The organism is Nocardiopsis sp. Huas11, assembly GCF_003634495.1.
In the GTDB taxonomy this organism is placed as follows: domain Bacteria; phylum Actinomycetota; class Actinomycetes; order Streptosporangiales; family Streptosporangiaceae; genus Nocardiopsis.
In genome coordinates this window covers 5,360,691-5,382,230 of the sequence record NZ_RBKY01000001.1, presented here as the reverse complement: position 1 = coordinate 5,382,230, position 21,540 = coordinate 5,360,691, and the positions used below count along the sequence as shown (strand labels likewise).

The 21,540-nt window shown below is 74.3% G+C and carries 17 protein-coding genes; 9 read left to right on the top strand and 8 right to left on the bottom strand.

Annotated elements, in window-relative coordinates; all coding sequences use genetic code 11:
* Nucleotides 1-39: 39 nt before the first annotated feature.
* From DFP74_RS24335 to DFP74_RS24310, 6 genes are all read right to left on the bottom strand, one after another.
* A complete protein-coding gene (locus DFP74_RS24335) occupies nucleotides 40-657 on the bottom strand; it encodes a TetR/AcrR family transcriptional regulator (RefSeq protein WP_121185070.1) in 618 nt (205 codons plus the stop codon).
* 93 nt (nucleotides 658-750) lie between these two features.
* Entirely contained in the window at nucleotides 751-1,794 is a 1,044-nt protein-coding gene (locus tag DFP74_RS24330; RefSeq protein ID WP_121185068.1) for an alpha/beta fold hydrolase, read from the bottom strand.
* A 134-nt stretch (nucleotides 1,795-1,928) separates the two neighbouring features.
* The gene (locus DFP74_RS24325) at nucleotides 1,929-2,465 is read right to left on the bottom strand and encodes a DinB family protein (RefSeq protein ID WP_121185066.1); all 537 of its coding nucleotides are present in this window, start codon (nucleotides 2,463-2,465) and stop codon (nucleotides 1,929-1,931) included.
* Nucleotides 2,466-2,539: 74 nt separating this feature from the next.
* Entirely contained in the window at nucleotides 2,540-4,714 is a 2,175-nt protein-coding gene (locus DFP74_RS24320) for a SpoIIE family protein phosphatase (RefSeq protein ID WP_199725771.1), read from the bottom strand.
* 243 nt (nucleotides 4,715-4,957) lie between these two features.
* Complete coding sequence (locus DFP74_RS24315) at nucleotides 4,958-6,133, bottom strand: glycosyltransferase (RefSeq protein ID WP_121185062.1); 1,176 nt, start codon at nucleotides 6,131-6,133, stop codon at nucleotides 4,958-4,960.
* Nucleotides 6,134-6,417: 284 nt separating this feature from the next.
* Nucleotides 6,418-7,317: a trans-aconitate 2-methyltransferase gene (locus DFP74_RS24310; protein WP_233571140.1), complete on the bottom strand. Its 900-nt coding sequence runs from the start codon at nucleotides 7,315-7,317 to the stop codon at nucleotides 6,418-6,420.
* Between the two features lie 269 nt (nucleotides 7,318-7,586).
* On the opposite strand from DFP74_RS24310, the gene DFP74_RS24305 reads away from it, so the two are divergent.
* The 3 genes from DFP74_RS24305 to DFP74_RS24295 all read left to right on the top strand — a co-directional run bounded on the left by DFP74_RS24305 (nucleotide 7,587) and on the right by DFP74_RS24295 (nucleotide 10,689).
* Nucleotides 7,587-8,069, top strand: coding sequence for an ATP-binding cassette domain-containing protein (locus DFP74_RS24305; RefSeq protein WP_370013523.1), 483 nt, complete (start codon nucleotides 7,587-7,589; stop codon nucleotides 8,067-8,069).
* A gap of 30 nt (nucleotides 8,070-8,099) precedes the next feature.
* Nucleotides 8,100-8,960, top strand: a complete 861-nt coding sequence (locus DFP74_RS24300; protein ID WP_121185058.1) for a LuxR C-terminal-related transcriptional regulator — start codon at nucleotides 8,100-8,102, stop codon at nucleotides 8,958-8,960.
* Between the two features lie 82 nt (nucleotides 8,961-9,042).
* Nucleotides 9,043-10,689, top strand: coding sequence for an AMP-binding protein (locus tag DFP74_RS24295; RefSeq protein WP_121185056.1), 1,647 nt, complete (start codon nucleotides 9,043-9,045; stop codon nucleotides 10,687-10,689).
* A gap of 6 nt (nucleotides 10,690-10,695) precedes the next feature.
* Here DFP74_RS24295 and DFP74_RS33610 read toward each other — a convergent pair whose 3' ends face one another.
* Nucleotides 10,696-12,882 carry a serine/threonine-protein kinase gene (locus DFP74_RS33610; protein WP_158613046.1) on the bottom strand — a complete coding sequence of 729 codons (2,187 nt, stop codon included), beginning with the start codon at nucleotides 12,880-12,882 and terminating at the stop codon, nucleotides 10,696-10,698.
* A 309-nt stretch (nucleotides 12,883-13,191) separates the two neighbouring features.
* Between DFP74_RS33610 and DFP74_RS24285 the strand changes: the two genes are divergently transcribed.
* The 5 genes from DFP74_RS24285 to DFP74_RS24270 all read left to right on the top strand — a co-directional run bounded on the left by DFP74_RS24285 (nucleotide 13,192) and on the right by DFP74_RS24270 (nucleotide 18,928).
* Nucleotides 13,192-15,222 carry a serine hydrolase domain-containing protein gene (locus DFP74_RS24285; RefSeq protein ID WP_233571139.1) on the top strand — a complete coding sequence of 677 codons (2,031 nt, stop codon included), beginning with the start codon at nucleotides 13,192-13,194 and terminating at the stop codon, nucleotides 15,220-15,222.
* Nucleotides 15,223-15,329: 107 nt separating this feature from the next.
* A complete protein-coding gene (locus DFP74_RS24280) occupies nucleotides 15,330-16,817 on the top strand; it encodes a sensor histidine kinase (RefSeq protein WP_147453908.1) in 1,488 nt (495 codons plus the stop codon).
* Nucleotides 16,814-17,470, top strand: coding sequence for a response regulator transcription factor (locus tag DFP74_RS24275; protein ID WP_121185052.1), 657 nt, complete (start codon nucleotides 16,814-16,816; stop codon nucleotides 17,468-17,470). Before DFP74_RS24280 ends, DFP74_RS24275 begins: the two co-directional genes overlap by 4 nt.
* Before the next feature lie 106 nt (nucleotides 17,471-17,576).
* A complete protein-coding gene (locus DFP74_RS34655; RefSeq protein WP_233571138.1) occupies nucleotides 17,577-18,134 on the top strand; it encodes an SLC13 family permease in 558 nt (185 codons plus the stop codon).
* Nucleotides 18,041-18,928: an SLC13 family permease gene (locus DFP74_RS24270; RefSeq protein ID WP_233571137.1), complete on the top strand. Its 888-nt coding sequence runs from the start codon at nucleotides 18,041-18,043 to the stop codon at nucleotides 18,926-18,928. Before DFP74_RS34655 ends, DFP74_RS24270 begins: the two co-directional genes overlap by 94 nt.
* An 88-nt stretch (nucleotides 18,929-19,016) precedes the next feature.
* On the opposite strand, the gene DFP74_RS24265 is transcribed toward DFP74_RS24270, so the two are convergent.
* On the bottom strand, nucleotides 19,017-19,727 hold the full coding sequence (locus DFP74_RS24265) for a FadR/GntR family transcriptional regulator (RefSeq protein ID WP_255499619.1): 711 nt from the start codon (nucleotides 19,725-19,727) through the stop codon (nucleotides 19,017-19,019).
* Between the two features lie 189 nt (nucleotides 19,728-19,916).
* Here DFP74_RS24265 and DFP74_RS24260 point away from each other — a divergent pair, with 189 nt between their 5' ends.
* Nucleotides 19,917-21,503 (top strand): carboxyl transferase domain-containing protein, encoded by a 1,587-nt coding sequence (locus DFP74_RS24260; RefSeq protein WP_121185048.1) that lies wholly within the window; start codon nucleotides 19,917-19,919, stop codon nucleotides 21,501-21,503.
* The last annotated feature ends 37 nt before the right edge of the window (nucleotides 21,504-21,540 follow it).

Genomic DNA, 21,540 nt, shown 5'->3' with positions numbered 1-21,540 from the left:
CCGGGGCCGCTATCGCGCGACGGCGGCGTCCGGGTTCGCTCAGCGGGCGGTGGCGCGGTGCAGCACGTCCAGGATCGAGGCGGTGGCGGCGGTGAGGTCGTAGCCGGGGTCGGTCAGGGTCTGGGCCACGACGGCGTCGATCGCGCCGTGCACGATGACCGCCAGTGTGGCGGGGTCCAGATCGGCGCGGTACTCCCCGGCGGCCACCGCCGCGGCGATGAGGTCGGCGAGGGCCCGCTGCCGCGTGGGCGAGGCGGGGGCGTCGTCCACCCCGGTGTCGGTGGCGGGCGCGAGCGCCTCGGCCAGCACGCGCACGTGCGTGGGGTGGTCGGCCATGTGCCCGACCATCGACTCCACGTAGGCGTCCACGGCCGCCGCCGGACCCGGGGCCGTCTGGACGGCCTCCGCCACCCGCGCGGTGAGCGCGTCGATGACCGAGTCGTAGGCGGCGCGGATGACGGCGTTCTTCGACGCGAAGTGGTAGATCACCGCGCCCTTGGTGATCCCGGCGGCGTCCGCGATCCGCTGGAGCGAACAGGCGGCGTAGCCGTGCGCGGCGACGAGCTCGGTGGTGACGTCGACGAGCTGTCGGCGGCGTGCCCGCTCGGTGACGGTGGGCTGCCGGGCGCCGTCGGCGCCCCGTGGTCTGGCGGGCACTCTGCTGCTTCCTGCTTCCTGGTCCGGTGCGGGGCGGTCAGAGCCATGGTGCACCACTCCGGGGGCGGCTCGGGGCCGGGACGGCTCCGGCGTTCAGGGGGAGGCGTCGACGAAGCGCGCGACGTCGGCGGCGACCTCCTCGGGGTACTCGCCGTTGACCGCGTGCGAGGCGTCGGGGTAGGTGACCACGGTGCCCCGGGCCAGTGTCCGCTCCGCCGTGCGGGCGGCCTCGGCGGAGTCGTGCATCACGGACTCGCCCGCCAGGATCACCAGCACAGGCAGGTCCACGCCCGTGAGCCGGTCGTCGGTGAACCGGGTCGGCGCCGGCAGCGCGAGCGAGTAGTGCCGCATCCCCGCCTCGATCATGTCCGCCACCGGGACGTCCTCGACCGGTGCGCCTCCGGCGGTCCACTGGTTGAAGGAGTCCCGCCAGCTCTTCGGGAACCAGGGGACCGCTGCGGGCAGGGAGCGCACCACGACCTCCGGCGGCAGGTCGGCGAAGGTCACGGCCGGGTCGAGCAGGATGAGGCCGGCCAGGGTCTGCGGATGCCGGACCGCGAGGTTCATGGCGGTCCACCCGCCGATCGACAGTCCGAACAGCTGCACCTGAGGCTCGGGCAGCTGGGAGAGCGCCTGGTGCAGCCACAGCGCCTGGTCCTCGTCGTCGCGGATGGGGCGGGACTGGACGCTCGCACCGGGCTCGCCGAGCAGGTCGATCAGGTACACCGTGCGCACCTCCAGCAGCGAGGCGAGGTTGTCGGCGAAGACCGGTGAGGCCGAGGCCCGGCCCGGGAGCAGGACGAGCGGGGCCTCCTCGGGCGCGGCGCCCTCGAACCGGTACATCCGGACCACCCCGTAGTCGGTGCGCAGGTCCAGGACCTCGTCGGGTTCGGGCAGGTCCGCCATCGCCCGCTCGTAGGCGGCGACGAAGGCGTCGTGGCCCTCCGCGGAGGTGAAGTGGCCCACGGGAGCCCCGCCCCTGGTCGCGGCCCAGCCGAGCAGGAGGGCGGCCGCCAGCACGGCCGCGCCCACTTTCAGCAGGCGCCGTCGCCGCAGGGGGAGTGCCGCCGGGGCCTTCGTGGCCGTGTCGGCGGCCTCCGTCGCACCAGGGCCTCCGGCGGGTCGTTCGTCTCGCATAGCGTTCCCCGTCTTCGCATCTTTGACCATTCGGTCAGTAGTCTGACCATACGGTCAAAAGCGCGCGAACGCGAGTCCCGGACAGGGAGCGGGACGATCAGTGCGAGGCGCCGTTCAGCCGTCGGGCGCCCGGTTCAGGAGCCTTCGCCGGCGACGCCGGGCGCGCCGGCCGCGCGCAGCAGGCGCAGCTGGCCGATCTCGGCGACGTTCTTCATCAGCTCGGCGTTGACCCAGGCCAGGGTGTCGGCCACGGTCATGCCGCTGCCCTCGGGCCAGGGGAAGGGCGCCGGGGCGTCGAGGTCGGGCGCCTGTTCCAGCACGCGCGTCCACTGCTCGCGCAGATCGCGCAGCCACGCCACCGACGCCTCCGGGCCCGGCCAGTGGACCTCCTCACGGACCCGGGGCGCGCGACCGCTCAGGTGGTCCTGGGTCACGCCCCACCACCAGCCGATGTGCCAGCTCACCCAGGCGATCGTCGGCACGGGTACGGGGTCGGGCTCGGTGTCGGCCCAGTCGGGCGTCCACACGCCGTCCTGGCGTCGGACGGTCCAGCACAGCCGGGCCGGCTCCCAGAGGAAGTCCTCGGGCACGAGCCGGTCCAAGTGGTACTCGAACAGGGCCCAGGTGAGGTCGAACTGGAAGGCCAGGAGAGCGGTGCGGCTGTCGGTCATGGGCGGCAGTCTGGCACACGCCGCCGCGGCGACCGAAGCGGTTTTTCACGGGCGCGGCGGGCTCCGCGGCGGGCTCACCTCGGCGGTAGCGCCTGCTCGGCCCAGATGGTCTTGCCCGCCCCCGTGTGGCGGCTGCCCCAGCGCTCGGTGAGCTGGGCGACGATGAGCAGGCCGCGGCCGCCCTCGTCGTAGACCCGGGCACGCCGCAGGTGGGGCGCGGCGCTCCCGGCGTCGGAGACCTCGCAGATGAGCGCCTCGTCGCGGATCAGCCGGAGCCGCACCGGCGGACTGCCGTAGCGCAGCGCGTTGGTGACCAGTTCGCTCACGACCATCTCGGTGACGAAGGCCGCCTCCTCCAGGCCCCAGACCGCCAACTGGGCGCCGGCCAGCTCACGGGCCCTGGAGACGATCGCCGGATCGCTGGGCAGCTCCCACGTGGCGACGTGCTCCGCGTCCAGACTCCGGGTCCGGGCCAACAGGAGCGCCATGTCGTCCGCGCGGCGGCCGGGCAGCACCGCGCGCAGCACCCTGTCGCAGGTCTCCTCCAGCGCGGGACCGGGATCGGCCAGGGCGGCGCGCATCAGCGCGTACCCGGCGTTCGGATCACTGTCGGGCGACTCGACCAGGCCGTCGGTGTACAGGGCCAGGACGCTGCCCTCGGGCACGTCGAACTCGGTCACCTCGAAGGGCAGCCCGCCCAGGCCCAGCGGCGGGCCGGCCGGGACGTCCAGGAACTCGACCCGGCCGTCCGGGGTGGCCAGCGCCGGCGGCGGATGCCCGGCCCTGGCCATGGCGCAGCGCCGCGAGACCGGGTCGTAGACGGCGTACAGGCAGGTCGCGCCGAACTCGCCCGCGCCCCCGCCCTGCCCGGACGGCCCCTCGTCCGCGGCCGCCTCCTCGCGGTCCAGGCGCAGCACGAGGTCGTCCAACTGGGTGAGCAGCTCGTCCGGTGCCAGGTCCACGTCGGCCAGCGTGCGCACCGCCGTGCGCAGCCGCCCCATGGTGGCGGAGGCCTGCAGGCCGTGGCCGACCACGTCGCCGACCACCAGCGCGACCCGGGCCCCCGACAGTGGGATGACGTCGAACCAGTCGCCGCCGATCCCGGCCCGCGCGTGGGCGGGCAGGTAGCGCGAGGCCACCTCCACCGCCGCCTGCCGGGGTGCGCGGTGGGGGAGCAGGCTGTGCTGGAGGGCGAGCGCGTTCGCGCGCTCACGCGTGTACCGGCGGGCGTTGTCGACGCACAGCGCGGCGCGGGAGGCGAGTTCCTCCGCCAGGAACTGGTCGTCCTCGGCGAAGGGCTCGGGCGTGCGGTGGCGGGCCAGGATCAGCAGACCCAGGGTCACTCCGCGGGCGGTCAGGGGGACCAGCAGTTTCGAGTGCATCCCGTGCCGCGTCATGCTCTGGGCGCGTTCGGGGGCGTCGGCGGCCCACCAGCGCACGTGGGCGTCGTCGACCGTGTACCGCGCCGCCCGCCCGGCGCTCAGTGCCCGGCCCGGCGGTGAGTGCGCGGTGTAGGTGTGCAGTTCGCCGAGCGCGATCACGGCCTCGGGGCAGCCCTCGATCACCGAGCGCTGGGCGGACCGGCGGAAGACCGCTTCGTCGCTCGGCGCGACCAGGTCGGCCTCCTCGCCCCGCACGACCGCATCCAGCAGGTCCACGACGGCGAAGTCGGCGAAGTGCTCCGTACTGACCTGGGCCAGCTCGTCCGCGGTACGGGCCAGGTCGAGGGTGGTGCCGATGCGCAGCCCGACCTCGTTGAGCACGCCGAGCCGCCGACGGGCCCGGTACTGCTCGGTGGTGTCCACACCCGCCACGGACATGGCCCGTACCCGGTCGGCGGCGTCCTTGACGGGATACAGGTTCAGCAGCCAGGCGTGTTCGCGGGGCTCGCCGGGCACACGCAGATACGCCTCGTAGGGTTCGGGCACGCCGTCGCGCAGGACCCGTTCGATGACCTCGTCGATGCCGTCCAGGCCCTGGACGAGCAGGTCGGGGCCGGACTCGCCCAGGCGCAGGCCGAGCAGTTCGCCCTCGGGCCTGCCCATCGCGCGTTCCATGGCCGCGTTGACCGCGATCGCGCGTGCCCCGTGGTCGACGAGGGCCATCGGCAGGGGGATCTGGTCCAACGCCCACTGCTTGAGCACGGCCGTGGGAGGGGTGTCCTCACCGTCCGCCGGACCGGAGGCGCCGTCGGCCTGTTCCGGTATGGTCCCGGGGGGCACGACCACCGGGACGTCCTCGCTGTCCATCGACCCGCCTCCCCTGCCACGGCCGTCACCAACGCGACGGCAGGCCCTTGCGTGTCGCTGATCCCAGCTTGCTCCCTTTGCTCGGGATTCACAAGCTTGGCGAGGCGCTGACCTGGGGCGGAGCACGCGAGGGATGCGGTGTGGGCGCGGCGCGGGGCCCGACGGATCGGGCCCCGCGCGCGGCCTGGGCCGTGTTTTCTGCAGCATTCCGGGCTCACCCGAAAGCCTTCAGAAGAACACGGCCTAGCGCCGGGCCGCGGACAGGACCACGTCGACCAGGCGCTCGGCGGCGTCGGGGCGGCCGTGCTCGCGGGCGCGCTCCGCCATCCGCTCACGCGCCTGCGGGTCGGACAGCAGGGAGTCCACCGCCGTCCGCAGGTGCTCGGGCGTGACGCCGTCCAGCAGGGCCACGGCTGCGCCGGACTCCTGGAGGTGGCGGGCGTTGTGGCGCTGTTCGTCGCCCGCGGAGGAGGCGAGCGGGACGAACACGGCGGCCTTGCCCAGGGCGGTCAGCTCGGCGATGGTCCCGGCGCCGCTGCGCGAGATCACCACGTCGGCCAGGGCCAGCACGTCCGGCAGCTCGGGCCCCACGAAGTCCGTCAGGTGGTAGCGCGCGGCCAGGTCGGCGGGGAGCTCGGCCGCGTGCGCTCGCAGGCCCTCCACGTTCGCCCTGCCGCACTGGTGCACCACGTTGGCGCGGGCGAGCAGCCACGGCAGGACGGCGCGCACCGTGTCGTTGATCTGCGCCGAGCCCTGCGCCCCGCCCGTGACGTAGACGGTGGGCAGCGCGGGGTCGTGGCCGGAGAACCCCAGCCCCTTGGCGCCCAGGTCGGCCTGCCCCGTCAGCACCTCGGGGCGGACGGGGTTGCCGGTCACGGCGGCGTGCTCGCGCGCGCCGTCCGGGAGGAGCGCGAGGGTGGAGGGGGAGGAGACCGCGACGCGGGCGGCCACCCGGGCCAGGACCTTGTTGGCCAGACCCAGGCGGACGGTCTGCTCGTGGACCACGAGGGGCCGCTGGCACAGCTTCGCGGCCAGGCCCACCGGGACCGCCACGTAGCCGCCGGTGGCCAGGACCGCGTCGGGTGCGAAGTCCGAGACCAGCGAACGCGCCTGGGCCACGCCGAGGGGCACGTTGGCCATGTCGCGGAGGTTCTCCGGGGAGGCCAGCTTGAGCGGGTTCTTGGACCGGCGGATCTTGCCGGTGGCGACCGGGGCGAAGTCGATGCCGTGGTCGGCCGCGACCCGGGACTCCAGGCTGTCCGCCGTGCCCACCCACAGGACGTCCAGGGAGTGGCCGGCGGCCCCCAGGCGGTCGCGCAGGGCGCGCACGGTGGTGAGCGCGGGGTAGGTGTGGCCACCTGTCCCCCCGCCGGTCACGATCAGACGCAGGTCCCGCAGGGGGAGGTCGTCGCTGTTCACACGATTCCTATCTGGTGGCTCCGGAGCGGGGCGGAGCGGGTCGTTCGGGCAGAGCGGGGCGGTGCGCGGTCGGGGCGGTGGTCGCGCGGTGACCCCACAGCACCGTAACGCCCGCGGGGACCGGACCCGGCACGCACACGGGCGGCGGGTCGTCCGGAAAGACGCGCGTGCGGGCCGCCCGGTTCCGCCGGGCGCCTCGGGCGGGCCCCGGCGGTCGTGCGAACGGCGGCCGGGCGGGCGCCCACGCGGGCGCCCGCCCGGCCGGGGGAGGGGAGGGGATCCGGTCACGCGGTGGCGGCGCGTCCGGTCCACAGCACCGTGGGCTGGACGACGAAGCCGTCGGGGTCGGCCCCGGCCCATGCGGCGCCGTCCGGGTCCAGGAGTTCCTCGGCCCGCGCCAGATCGGTGTCGCTCATCCCGGCGGCGCGTCCGTGCGAGGCGGCGGCGTGACGCATCTCCGGCCACACGATCCGTTCCAGATACGCCCGCGCCGCGGGCTCGGTCGAGGGCACGGCGAGGGGGAGGACCCGCAGGCCGACGTCGGCGAGTCCGGCTCCGCGCAGCCACGCGCCGAGTCGCTCGTAGTGCGTGGGTCCGTCGCCGGGCAGACCCCACGTGAGCTCGGACGCGGTCCGGATGAGCCGCTCCAGGCGGGAGTGCCCGGGCAGGAACATCGACTGGTAGTAGTTCGTCGTGAACAGCGCCAGGACACCGCCCGGCGCCAGCGCTTCCGCGAGTGCGCCGACGACGCCGGCCGGGTCCTCGAAGGTGGCCGGCCACACGACGTCGGAGGACCAGATCAGGTCGAAGCCGCGTCCGTCGGCGACGGCCTCGGCCGCGACCTCGCGAAGGTCGGCCACGCGCAGATCGACCCCGGGTTCGGTCGACGCGCCGCCGATCCGTTCCCTGGCCGCGTCGATCGCCCGGGCCTCGACGTCCACGGCGACCACGGTGCCCGCGCTCGGACGGGCCAGGTCGATGAGCTCCGGCAGTGCGCCTCCCGCCCCGGTGCCGGCGTCCAGGACCCGCAGCGGACGGCCGGGTTCCGGCAGCGCGATCGAGGCCACCGCGGCGGACACGGCCGGGGCGGTGAAGCGGCGGTTCGTCAGGAGGTAGTCGAGGTAGCGGCTGGTGTCGGGGCCAGCCCCGGTGTCGTCCTCGCGGGTGTCCATGTCCGATGTCACGGTCTCTCCGGTGCCTTGACGGTGTGGTTCGCCGCACTCTATCGTAAATGATAATCATTTCCATTTTTGGAGGGGCACCGGGACCCCACGGCAGGGCGCCGCGCGGGGCCGGTGACCGAGCAGACCAGAGAGCAGCTGAGGGCCCAGCTGGCCCCGGTCTTCCAGGACGTCTACCTCTTCGACGACACCCTCAGGGCGAACATCCTGGTCGGGCGTCCTGACGCCGATGACGACGACGTCCCGCGGCCCGGGCGGCCGGAGTCGACGAGATCGTCGAGCGCCTGCCCCACGGCTGGGACACCCGGGTCGGCGAAGGGGGAGCCGCGCTCTCCGGTGGGGAGCGCCAGCGCGTCTCCCTGGCCCGCGCGCTGCTCAAGCGGGCCCCGGTCCTGCTCCTGGACGAGGCCACGGCCGCCCTCGATCCAGAGGATGAGCGACACGTGACCGCCAGCCTGGCGGCGCTGTGCGGACGCGGCACGGACCTGGTCATCGCCCACCGCCTCCACACGATCCGCGACGCCGACAACGTCGTCCTCCTCTCGCACGACGGCCGTATCGTCGACCAGGGTCCGCACCAGGAGCTTCTCGACCGCTGTGCCCCCTATCGCGACTACTGGCACAGCCGCCAGAGCGCCGGGGGACATGGCCGTCGCCGACCGCCTGACGATGGCACATGGAGGCCGGGGCACGGATTCCCCCGGTTCGGCCGCATCGATCGGTGCGCGCAAGGGCCTCGTTCCGGGATGATGTGAGGTGGGACACGACACGCGAGGGGGTGCGCGATGGCCGCGGCGGAGGACGAGCGGTGGAGCGGGGCCGTCGACTCCGCCCTGGCCAGGCTCGTCGACGAGTCCGGCGCCGACATCGCCTTCGGCGCCCGGCTCGCGGCCGACGGGCGCAGCCTGGTGATGACGCGGTTCCGCGGCGCGCGGACCACCGCCCTGCACGACCTGGCCGTGCACAGCGGGACCGGCCTGGGCGGCAAGGCCCTGGTGCTCGACCGGCCCGTCGCGGTCGACGACTACGTGCGCGCCAGGACGATCAGCCACGAGTACGACCGGCCGGTCGCGCGGGAGGGCCTGCACTCGATCCTGGCCGTCCCGTTGCGGGGCGGCGACCGTGTCACCGGGGTGCTGTACGCGGCACTGCGCCGGCGCCTGCCGCTGGGCGAGCGCATGCTGCGGCGGGCGATGGCCGCCGCCCGCGAGGCGGAGCGCCGGATCGCGGCCGGGCGGGACGGGTGGGCGCCCGCGGCGTGGCCGGGCACCTTGGGCGGCCCGGGCGGCCCGGGCGGCCCGGGTGGTCCCGGTGGCCCGGGAGCGGCCGCGCTGCCGCAGGTGCGCGCCGAGCTGGGGCGGATCATCCCCCGCGTCGGTGACGCGGACGTGCGCCGGGATCTGGAGGCCCTGCGGGACCGCATCGCCGCCCGGCCAGCGCCGGATCGGCGGCCCGCGCTGTCGGTGCGCGAGTGCGAGGCGCTGGGCCACGTCGCCGCCGGGCTCTCCAACGCCCAGGCGGCCGAGCGGATGGGGCTGACCTTGGGGACGGTCAAGGCCTATCTGCGCAGCGTGATGCGCAAGCTGGACTGCCACAACCGGGTGGCGGCCGTCAACGCCGCGCGGGCCCTGGGCTACCCGCTGTGAGTACCCACGAAGGATAGTAGCGGCCCGTCGCGCCCCATGTGACCCTGGTCACCCTTGCTCTCGGGTTCCAGGAGGACGTGGAATGGTCGCCGCGCTGAGTTACGCCTCGGGTACGTCGTCGGTGCCCCTGCTGGGGGAGACGGTCGGGGGCGACCTCGACCGCACGGTGGCTCGGTTCGCCGACCGGGACGCGCTGGTGGAGTGCCGCACCGGCCGGCGCTGGACCTACGCCGAACTGGCCGCCGAGGTGGACGCGCTGGCCCTGGGCCTGCACGCCGCCGGGGTCGGCAAGGGCGACCGCGTGGGCATCTGGGCGCCCAACTGCGCCGAGTGGGTGTTCACCCAGTACGCCACGGCCAAGCTCGGCGCGATCCTGGTCAACATCAACCCCGCCTACCGCGTCAGCGAACTGGAGTACGTGCTGCGCCAGGCCGGGGTGCGCACCCTGGTCTCCGCGACCGGGCACAAGGGGTCCGACTACGCCGCGATGATCGAGAGCGTGCGCCCGGCCTGCCCCGCGCTGCGCGACGTCCTGCTGATCGGCGGACCGGAGTGGGCCGCGCTCGTGGCGCGGGGCCGGGCCGCCGATCCCGCGGTCCTCGCCGCGATCGCCCCGACGCTCGGCGCCGACGACCCCATCAACATCCAGTACACCTCGGGGACCACGGGCTTCCCGAAGGGCGCCACGCTCTCCCACCACAACATCCTCAACAACGGGTTCTTCGTGGGGGAGCTGCTGCACTACACCGAGGCCGACCGGATCTGCGTGCCCGTGCCCTTCTACCACTGCTTCGGCATGGTGATGGGGAACCTGGCGGCGACCAGCCACGGGGCGTGCGTGGTGATCCCCGCCCCGTCCTTCGAACCGGGCGCCACCCTGGCGGCGGTGGCCGCCGAGCGGTGCACCTCGCTGTACGGGGTGCCGACGATGTTCATCGCCGAACTCAACGACCCGGGTTTCACCGAGCACGACCTGTCCAGCCTGCGCACCGGGATCATGGCCGGGTCGCCGTGCCCGGTGTCGGTCATGAAGGAGGTCGTCGACCGGATGCACATGCCGGAGGTGACCATCTGTTACGGGATGACCGAGACCTCGCCGGTGTCCACCCAGACGCGCGGTGACGACTCCCTGGAACGGCGGGTGTCCACGGTCGGACGGGTGCACCCGCACGTGGAGGTCAAGGTCGTCGATCCCGCCACTGGTCTGACCGTCCCCACGGGCACGCAGGGCGAGCTGTGCACCCGGGGCTACTCGGTGATGCTCGGCTACTGGGACGAGCCGGACCGGACGGCCGAGGCGATCGACCGGGCGCGCTGGATGCACACCGGCGACCTGGCCGTGATGGACGACGAGGGCTACGTCGCCATCACGGGCCGGATCAAGGACATGGTCATCCGCGGCGGGGAGAACATCTACCCCCGGGAGATCGAGGAGTTCCTGCACACCCACCCGGACATCGTCGACGCCCAGGTCGTCGGCGTCCCCGACGCGAAGTACGGGGAGGAGCTGATGGCCTGGATCAAGCCGGCGGAGGGCGCCCCGGAGATCACGGCGCGCTCCCCGCGGGAGTTCTGCGAGGGCCGGCTCGCCCACTACAAGATCCCGCGCCACGTCCACCTGGTCGACGAGTTCCCGATGACCGTGACCGGCAAGGTCCGCAAGGTCGAGATGCGCGAGCACTCGGTGCGCCTCCTCGGCCTCGCCGCGCCGGAACGGCCGGGGGAGTGAGGCCGCTCAGGCGGCTCCGATCCGGGTGACGATCGGCGAGACTTCCTCGTTGATCGACGGAGCGAGCGGGGTGTAGCCCGCGTCCTCGATCTCTTCGGCGGCGTCTTCGCCGAGGGCGTGCAGCCAGAAGTCGCGCAGTGCCTCTCCGGTGCCGTAGTCGTATCCGCACTCGAAGGCGAACACGTGGTTGACGCGCATGATCGGGTACGCGTCGCCTCCGGCGCGCGGCAGCGAGGCCGCGCCGTCCTCCGACCGCAGCTGCTCCGTGGCCGCCCGGGTGGAGTCGGAATCGGGCTCGACCGCGTTGCCGTCGTCGTTGGCCACGGCCACGAGGTCGAGGTCGTGGGCCTCGGCGTAGGCGGCGTTGACGAACCCGAGCCCGCCGGGCTCCTCGGTCAGTACCTGGTGGACACCCTCGTCCCCGGTGGCGACCGTCGCGGTGTCCTCCCACTCCGCGGTCCACTCGGAGGACTGCTCGGCGAGGAACCGGCTGAACACCTGGGCGGTGGACGCCGTGTCGTCGTGGCGCACGGGCACGATCTCCAGCTCCGGGAGCTCCATGTTCGAGCCTGCGGAGGCGATGTCGCTGAAGTCGGTGGTCCGGCCGAGGTAGATCCGGGCCAGCTCGGCCCCGGACAGCTCCAGCTCCTCCAGGTCCTCGTTCGCGTGCACGACGGCAACGGCCCCGGCGACGACGGGGAACTGCACGGCCGAGCAGCCACGCGCCTCCTCGGCTCGCGCGAGCTCGTCGGCGTCGAGCGGTCGCTCGGAGGAACCGAAGTCGATCTCGCCGTTCAGAAACTGCTCCACCCCGGCCCCGGAACCGGCGGGCTGGTAGGAGATCGAGACCTCGGGCTGTCGTTCGGCATAGGACTGGTGCCATGTGGCCATCGCGTCGTCGAGGAAGGTGGATCCGGCCCCGGTGAGCGTCCCCGAGAGGGTGCCCTCCTCCGCCAGGGCCGAGGACACCTCCACCGTGTCGGGCTCGGGGGTGACCGGGTCCTCCGCCCTCGCGTTCTCACGTAGGAAGTAGGCGGCGCCGAGGCCGCCCAGGAGGACGACGGAGAGCGCACCGGCGGCACCGACGACGATCGGCGCCCTGCGGAGGGCGCGTCCGGGGGCGCCGGACGCGGGTGTCGGTCCCGTCCCCGGACCCGGTGGGACCGGCGGCGTCGGAGGGCGTGACGTGAGGGCCGGGGTCGGGCTGTGCTCCGTGACCGGGTGTCGGTTGGGCGCGGGGCCAGGGCGCCCGTTGGGCGCGGCGCCCGGGTTCCCGTTCGGCGGCGCGGCCTGGCTCCCGGGCCAGTGGGCGCGGATCAGCCCGTCGACGAGCGTGGTGTCGTCGGTTCCGTGCTCGTCCGCCGGGTCGGGGCCCGCGATCTGGTGCAGGAGCCACGTGGCCGACGGCCGACGCGCGGGATCCTTGTCGAGGGCGGCGGTGACGGGTGCGGACAGCTCCTCCGGCAGCCCTTCCAGGTCCGGCTCCTCGTTGAGGATCCGGTACATGAGCGTCTCCGCCCCGCCGGAGCCGAACGGGATGCGCCCGGTGGCGGTGTAGGCGACCATCGCGCCCCAGGCGAAGACGTCGGCCTCGGGTCCGCTGACGCCCCGGTAGCGCTCGGGGCTCAGCCACGCGGGCGATCCCACCAGGCCACCGGTCCGGGTGAGCCCGGTCTCGTCCGCCGCCCGCGCGATCCCGAAGTCCAGCACCTTGGGGCCGTCCGGGGCCAGGATGACGTTGTCGGGTTTGAGGTCGCGGTGCACGATCCCGGCCGCGTGGATCGCGGCGACGGCCTCGGCCATCCCGGCCGCGACGACCCTGGCCTGCTCCAGGGGGAGCCGGCCGCCGTCGCGTACGCGCAGGCGCAGGGTCGGCCCGGGGAGGTAGGCGGTGGCGTACCACGGCTGTCCGGCGCCGGTGTCGTAGGCGAGCACGGGCGCGATACAGCGGGCGCGGACCCGGTGCATGAGGGCGATCTCGCTGGCGAACCGGGCGCGGAACTCGGGGTCGTGCGCGTACTCGGCCCGGACGACCTTGATCGCGACCCACTCCCCGGCGGGGTCGGTGGCCGCCAGGACCACGCCCATGCCGCCCGCGCCGAGCCTGCCGTGGACCGTGAACGGGGGGAGCTCCCGGGGGTCGGTCGGCTGGAGCGGGCTGAGCCCTGGCGGAACGCGGGGCGGCGGGGCCATCTGAGTCCTCGGAGTCGGGTGCCGGTGTCCCGCGGCGCGTCGCCGCACGACCCGGTGGGAGGAGATCGGTCACGCCCTTGGACGCGGCGGGGACGCCGTTCGTTCAACGGAAACGGTATCGGACGCGGTCCGGCGTGCGACTCCCCCTCAAGGGCCGGTCGCCTCCACCAAAGGTCGTAGAACCGGTGGGCACCTGCGCGCGATGTGCCGGAGGGGCACGGACCAGCACTCTGAAGTCATACGGCACCGGGTGGGACGACGCGGACGAGGTCCGCGCGCCCGGTGCCCCCATGGAGCAGGAGTGAGCGCGTGAGACCCGCCGAAACGACCAGTGCGTCCCCGACCGCCGACGGAGGAGGGCGGCTGCGCGGCCCTCGCGGTCCCCGCCCTGTGGCGGCCCTGGCCGTCGTCGCGGCCGCCGCCGTGATCGCCGCGAGCGGCGCCGCTCCGGCCGCGGCCGCGACGGTGCCCGCACCGCCGACACCGGTGGCCGCCACCGCGGAGCTCACCGGGCAGGACCTCGACACGTGGCTCGACGGCCTGGTGCCGGCAGCCCTGGACAGCACCGGCATCCCCGGAGCCGCCGTCAGCGTCGTCCACGAGGGAGAGGTGCTCACCTCCCGCGGGTACGGCTACGCCGACACCGGAGCCGACGGCACCGACCCGGTGCCCGTCGACCCCGAGGAGACGCTCTTCCGCCCGGGATCGGTGTCGAAGCTGTTCACCGCCACGGCGGTCATGCGGCTCGTGGAGGAGGGCGAGCTGGACCTGGACACCGACGTGCAGGAGTACCTCGACTTCACGGTCCCCACCTCCTTCGACGAACCCCTCACCCTGCGCCACCTGCTGACGCACACCGCCGGGTTCGAGGAGCGCATCGACGGGTTGATCCTGCCCGAGGACGCCGACGCCGACCTGCGCGACCACCTGGTCACCGACCCGCCCGAGCAGGTGTACGCCCCCGGCACGGTCCCCGCCTACTCCAACTACGGCAACGCGCTCGCCGGGTACGTCGTCGAACTGGTCGGCGGCCTCCCCTTCGAGGAGTACGTGCGCACGGAGGTGCTCGACCCCCTGGAGATGGACTCCTCCACCTTCGTCCAGCCCCCGCCCGCCGCGCTGGCGGAACGCATGGCCGGCGGCTACCCCGACGACCGCGCGCCGGCCGGCCCCTTCGAGGTCGTCGGGGGATCGCCCGCCGGGGCACTGACCTCCTCCGCCTCCGACATGACCGCGTTCATGCTCGCGCACCTCGGTGACGCCGAGCATCCGCTGCTGGACCCCGCGACCCTCGAACTCATGCACGCCCCGGCGCTGACCGAGGAGTCGCTGGGCTCCCTCGCCGAAGGCCCCCGGATGGCGCTGGGCTTCTTCGAGGAGCACCGCAACGGCCACCGGATCCTCGGCCACGGCGGTGACACGAACTACTTCCACTCCCACCTGCAGATCTACCCCGACGACGCCACCGGGATCTTCGTCACCCTCAACGGCGGCGGCTACGGGGAGGTCGACAGCCTCCAACTGCGCGAGGCGATCCTGTTCGGCTTCGCCGACCGCTACTTCCCCGCCGAGGGAGAGGAGTCGGCCCCGGTGCAGGCGACCGCCGCCGAGCACGCCGCGATGGCCGAGGGCTCCTACGAGAGCTCGCGGTCGATGCACAGCACCTTCATGAACGTCCTGGGGGCACTCGGCGGGCAGACCCGTGTCGTGGCCCAGGAGGACGGCACGATCCTGGTCACGCCGGGCCCGGAGACACTCACGCCCACCGCCTACGAGGAGATCGAGCCCTGGGTCTGGCGTGAGGTCGGCGGTCAGCGGCTGCTGTCGATGCGGGTCGTGGACGACCAGGTGGAGGCGATCGGCTTCGCCGGGGCGTTCGCCCTCCTGCGCACCGACGCCGTCCGCGACGCCTCCCTGGCCCTGCCGGTGCTCGTGGCCTCCGCGACGATCCTGCTGCTGACGGTCCTGTCCTGGCCGGTCGGAACCCTGCTGCGCCGCCGCTTCTCCCTGCCCCGCCGGGAGCGGGCCGGGCGCACGGCCCGGGTCCTGACCCGGGTGGGCGTGGGCGCGGCCCTGGCCGCGCTGCTGGGCTGGGGGCTGGCCTTCGGCGAGATCATGGCTCTGCGGTCCGTGGGTGCGGGCGCGCTGTCCGTGGTCCTGGCGGCGCAGTGGCTCGGAGTGGCCGCCGTCGTCCCGGCGACCGTCGCCCTGATCGGCGACCTGCGCCGCGGGGCCGGGTGGCGGCGCTGTCTGGCCGACGCGCTCGTCCTGGCGGGGCTGGTCGGCGTGGCCGCCTTCGCGGCCGTCTTCCACCTGCTCTCCTTCGACCTGACGTACTGACGGCGGAGGGCGCGGGGCCGCCGGGAGGACCCTCCCGGCGGCCCCGTCCCCCGCACACGACATGATGCTCATCCGACCAGGAGCGAGGCGAGGCACCAGTGGACGCGATGACCGACGACGGACCGCGGGCGCAGGACGCCGGCGGCGAGGTCACGAAGGGCGGGGACCCTACCCTGGGACCGCGTCCGCCGGGACGTCCGCAGGAGTGGCTCCAGCGTCTGGGCGTGCGCTCTGACCTGGCGCGCGACGGGCTGCTCGCGGTGGCGGTGGCCCTGGTCTCCAGCGTGATCCTGTGGGCGCTGGTGGATCCCATGGCCGAGGTGGAGGGCATCCGGCTCTCCCCCGCCGCCACCTCCGCCTTCACGGCCGTGATGTGCGCGCAGTCGCTGCTGCTGTGGGCGCGCCGCCGGTACCCGGTCCTGTGCCTGGCCGCGGTGGTGCTCCTGCAGGTGGTGATCGTGGCCATGCTGCCCATGTACACGACCGTCCAGGGCCTGGCCCCCTTCGTCGCCGCCTACACGTGCGGCGCCCTGCTTCCCACGCGCCGCCTGGTGTGGACCCTCGCGGCCGTGACGGTCGGCCACGGGGTCATCGGCGGACTGGTCACGGGGATGCTGGTCGATCCGGCGCTGGTCCGACAGGACGCGCCGACGGCCGTGCGGCCGGACTCCGGCGAGGTGACGTGGCTGATCGGCGGGCTGCTCCTCTCGGCCCTGGTCGTCTACGTCGGGTTCGCGCTGTTGGGAGCCTTCGTGGCGACCCGGCGCCGCTACGTCGACCTGTTGCGCGAGCGTGCGGCCGAGGCCGTCCAGCGCCAGCGGGAGAGGGCCGAGGGCGCGATCATGGCCGAGCGGGCGCGCATGGCGCGCGAGCTGCACGACATCGCCGCCCACCACCTGTCCGGCATGGTCGTCCAGGCGGGGGCGGCCGAACGGCTCATCGGCCGGGACGACCGGGCGGCCCGCGAGGCGACCGCCTGGGTTCGCGCCCAGGGGCGGGAGACGCTCGACAGCCTCCGCATGGTCGTGGGGGCCCTGCGCGAACCGGGGGAGGAGCCCGCGTCGACGGGGGACGCGCTGGCGCACACCGGGGACCCCGGTTCGCGTGGCGCCCCCGTACCCGGGGCCGCCGCCCTCGACCGGCTGGTGGGGACCGAACGGGACCTGGGCGCCGCCGTCGACCTGGTGCGGGAGGGCGAGCCCTACGACCTGCCGCCCGTCGCCGACGTGACCGTGTACCGGGTGGCGCGGGAGGCGCTCTCCAACGCCCGCGAGCACGCCCCGGGGGCGCCGGTGCGCGTCACGTTGGCCTACGCCGGGACCCGGGTCGTGCTGGAGGTCGACAACGGGCCCCGCCCCGACGGCGGCGCCGCGTCCGGGGCCGACACCGGACGAGGGTCCGACAGCGCGAGGGCCTCGCTCGCGCCGCGCGGGCTGGGCCTGCTCGGCATGAGGGAGCGGGCCCAACTCGTCAACGCCGAGCTGGCGGCCGGGCCGACCGCTCGCGGCGGCTGGCGGATACGGCTGGACCTGCCCGTGGGACGCGAGGTCACCGCGGGCCGTGAGCACAACTCGAACAAGGAGGACGCCCGGTGATCAGGGTGATGCTGGTGGACGACCAGTCCGTCGTCCGAGCGGGGTTCCGGGTCATCCTCGGCCTGGTGGAGGACATCGAGGTGGTGGGCGAGTGCGGTGACGGGCCCACGGCGGTCGACCTCGCCCGACGGCTGCGGCCCGACGTCATCTGCATGGACGTGCGCATGCCGGGCGGGGACGGGCTGTCCGCGACACGGGAGATCCTCGCCGACGCCGAGGGGGACCCGCCGGAGATCCTCATCGTCACCACCTTCGACCTGGACGAGTACGTCTTCGGGGCGCTGGAGGCGGGCGCCGCGGGGTTCGTCCTCAAGGACACCGACCCCGACGACCTGATCGACGCGGTGCGCCGGCTGGCCGGCGGATACGGGCTGGTGGACCAGGCGGTGACCCGGCGGGTGATGGCCGAGTTCGCCCGCCGCCGGCCCTCGCGCCGGTCCGGGGCGGCGGAGCTGGAGCTGCTCACGGCCCGGGAGGCGGAGATCGTCCGACTGCTCGCCCAGGGCATGTCCAACGCCGAGATCGGCGCGGCGCTGTTCATCGAGACCAGCACCGTCAAGTCCCACCTGGGGCGGGCCATGGCCAAGATCGGGACCCGGGACCGGCTGCAGACGGTCGTGTGGGCCTACCAGAGCGGAGTGGCGCGGACGTAGCGGCGGACGAGGCCGTCACAGGGGTTGACACGTGGCTTACTGGAAGATTGGCTAGGCCAATCAGTCCTGTGGGCTGGATCACTACCCCCCGCTCGAATGGTCGGTCATGTCTCCCCAGCTGCTCACCATCCTCGTGTTGCTGGCGATGTTCGTCGTCGCCACGGTCTTTCCGATCAACATCGGCGCACTCGCCTTCGTCGCCGCGTTCCTCGTCGGCGGCCTCGCCCTGGCCATGGACGCCGACGCGATCCTCGGCGGCTTCCCGGCCGACCTTTTCCTGACCCTGGTCGGCGTCACCTACCTGTTCGCCATCGCCAAGAACAACGGGACCGTCGACCTGCTGGTCCGCGCGGCCACCCGCATGGTCGGCGGCCACGTCGTCGCGATCCCCTGGGTCATGTTCGGCATCACCGCCCTGCTCACCGCGGTCGGCGCCCTGAGCCCGGCCGCGGTGGCCATCGTCGCCCCGATCGCGCTGGGCTTCGCCGCGCGCTACCGGATCAGCCCGCTGCTGATGGGCATGATGGTCGCGTCCACGGCGCGCAGGGCGGGGGATTCTCCCCGGCCAGCGTGTACGGGATCACGGTCAACACCATCGTCGCCGACAACGGACTCGCCGTGCACCCGGTCGCCCTGTTCCTCGGCAGCCTCGTCTTCAACGTGATGATCGCGCTGGTCCTGTTCCTCTCCCTCGGCGGGCACCGTCTGGCCGGGGCACGGGTGGGGGCCTCGGAGGCGGCGGTCGGCGCGGTCGCGGGCGCCTCCGGCGGGGGCGCCTCCGCCGAGGGCTCCTCCGGCGGGGGCGTGGCGGTCGCGACCGGGCCCTCCGGCGACGCGTCCACCGCGGCCCCCGCGTCGGCGCTCCGCCTGGACCAGGTCGCCACGCTCCTGGGCATCCTCACCCTGGGCGTGCTCGCGCTCGGCTTCGACATGAACGTCGGGTTCGTCGCGATGACCGTCACCGTCGTGCTGGTGATCCTCTCGCCGCAGGGGCGCAAGGACGCCCTCTCGCAGGTCAACTGGTCCACCGTGCTGCTCATCACCGGCATGCTCACCTTCGTCGGCGTCATGGAGAGCGCGGGCACGATCGACTACGTCGGCGGTGCGGCGGCCGGCCTGGGCGCGGCCCTGCTGGTCGCGCTCGTGCTGTGCTACATCGGGGGCATCGTGTCGGCCTTCGCCTCCTCGACCGCCTTCCTCGGCGCCACCATCCCGCTGGCGGTCCCGTTCCTGCTGATGGGCGAGGTGAGCACGACCGGGGTCATCATCGCGCTGGCGGTCTCCTCCACGATCGTGGACGTGAGCCCGTTCTCGACCAACGGCGCCCTGGTCCTGGCCAACGCCACGGGTGTGGATCCCGAGCGCTTCTACCGGCAGATCCTGGTCTACGGCGCCATCGTCGTGGTCCTCGGGCCGCTGCTCGCGTGGGGTGTGCTGGTGGTGCCCGGCCTGCTCTGAGCCGTGCCCAGGGCCCGGCCGTCGCATGCGCCGGCCGGGCCCGCGCCGTGCGCCGGGAGCGCCGGCGCACGGAAGGCGCAACGCGGCCTCAGGCGGTGGCCCGGTCCGTGGGGAGCTCGGGCACAGTGGAGACCAGCCGCAGGTGCTGGCGCATGGCCTCCGCGGCCACGCTCGGGTCGCCCAGCCGGATGGCGGAGGCGATGCTCTCGTGTCCGGCGAGCGAGGCCTGCGGGCGCCCCTGCTGGGACAGCGACTCCAGGCGCGTCTCGCGGATCATCGGGGCGAGCTCGTCCATCATCCGGGTCAGCAGGCGTGAACGCGCGGCGTTGGTGATCGCCGCGTGGAAGCGCTCATCGCCCTCGACCCCGCGTTCGCCCTCGCGCACCTCGGCGCGCATGAGTTCCAGGGCGGCGTCGATGGCGGCCAGGTCCTCGTCGGTGCGGCGTTCGGCCGCCAGCTCCGCCAGCTTGACCTCCAGGGCCTGGCGGGCCTCGATGATCTCGGCCCTGCGGTTGGCGCGGTCGCGCAGCAGGGAGAGCACTCCCTCCTCCGAGACCGTGCGGCGCACGATCGCGCCGTCGCCGTGGCGGACGTCGATCACACCCTGGACCTCCAGCGCCACGAGCGCCTGTCCGAGCGAGGCCCTGCTCACGCCGAGAGAGGCGGCGAGTTCGCGTTCGGCGGGCAGGCGGTCGCCGGGGGCCAGTTCGGCCTCGCTCATGAACTCCACCAGGCGCTCCACCAGCTGCTCGTAGAGGCGAGGCCGCGCCGGTGGTCGGGGCTGGGGTTTGGCAGGCACGCGCGCGGACTCCTTCTGGATCAGGTCCTGGCAGGACTCCAGAGTAGTGCGGCCCGCCCGATGCGGTCGACCGGCGGGGGCGGGCCGCCGGCGAGCGGCCCTCGGTCTTCCCCGGGAGGGAGCCGTGTGCCATTCTTGGCTCAGAGACCTAGTGGTCTGGCCACCGAGCCAAAGCGTGGAGGAGTGACCATGGCAAGCCGGCACGGAGCGCGTGGCCTCCTCGACCGCGTCCTCGACCCGGACACCTTCCGGTCCTGGGACACGCCCCCGGTCGACGTGCGCCCCGGCCCCGCCTACGCCGCCGAACTCGCGCGCGCCCGCCGCGTCACCGGCTGCGACGAGGCCGTCCTGACGGGGGAGGGGCTCCTGCGGGGACGTCGGGTGGCCGTGGCCGTGACCGAGTTCCGCTTCCTGGCCGGCTCCCTGGGAGTGGCCGCCGCCGAGCGGCTGGCCGCCGCGGTCGAACGCGCCACCGCCGAGGGCCTGCCGCTGCTCGTGGCGCCCTCCTCGGGCGGCACCCGCATGCAGGAGGGCGCGGTCGCCTTCCTGTCCATGGCCAAGATCGCCGGGGCGGTCACCGCGCACAAGGCGGCCGGCCTGCCCTACCTCGTCTACCTGCGCCACCCCACGACCGGCGGCGTGCTGGCCTCGTGGGGGTCGCTGGGCCACGTCACCTTCGCCGAGCCCGGCGCCCTCGTCGGGTTCCTGGGGCCCCGCGTCCACCGAGCCCTGTACGACCGAGAGCTCCCCGAGGGCGTCCAGCGCGCGGAGAACCTGCACGAGCACGGCCTCGTCGACGCCGTCCTGGCCGCCGACGAGCTGCCGGACCTCGCCGACCGCGTCCTGTCCGTGCTGTGCGCCCGCGACGAGCAGGCCGCCGCGCCGGACCCGGGCCGGGCCGAGGACGCGGGAGAGGTCGCGCCCGCCGCCGCGGACGAGGGCGATGCCGGGAGCGCGGCGGACGCCAGGGCCGCGCTCCCGTCCGGTGAGACGGCGGGAGAGGCGCACCCGACCTGGGCCGCGGTTCTGCGTTCCCGGCGCAAGGACCGCCCGGGCGTGCGCGCGCTCCTGCGCCGCGCCGCCACCGGCGTCACGCCGCTGCGCGGCAGCGGCGAGGGCGAGACCGACCCCGGCCTGATGCTCGCCCTCGCCCGGTTCGAGGGCTCCCCGTGCGTCCTGCTCGGCCAGGACCGCGAGGGCCAGACCGAGGAGCGGCCGATGGGCCCGGCGGCCCTGCGCACGGCCCGTCGCGGACTGCGCCTGGCCGACGAGCTCGGCCTGCCCCTGGTGACCGTCGTCGACACCCCCGGCGCGGAGCTGTCCCAGGACGCCGAGGAAGGGGGCATGGCCGGGCAGATCGCCCGCTGCCTCGCCGAACTCCTCGCCCTGCGCACGCCGACCGTCGCACTGCTGCTGGGCCAGGGCACCGGCGGCGGTGCGCTCGCCCTGATCCCCGCCGACCGGGTCCTGAGCGCCCAGAACGCCTGGCTGGGGCCGCTGCCCCCCGAGGGCGCCAGCGCCCTGGTCCACCGCACCGTCGACCGTGCGCCCGAGCTCGCCGAGAGCCAGGGCATCGGCGCCGCCGACCTGCACCGCAACGGCATCGTCGACCGCGTCATCGCCGAACTCGACGACGCCGCCGACGAGGAGGCGGCCTTCTGCGACCGCGTGGGCGCGGCGCTGGGCGGCGAACTCGCCGCTCTGCGGCGGCGGCCCGCCGACGAACGGCGCGCCGAGCGGGCCGCCCGCTACCGGCGGCTGGGCCTGCCGACCTGAACCACCACCGGACCACCGGGCCGGTCCGTCCTCGCGG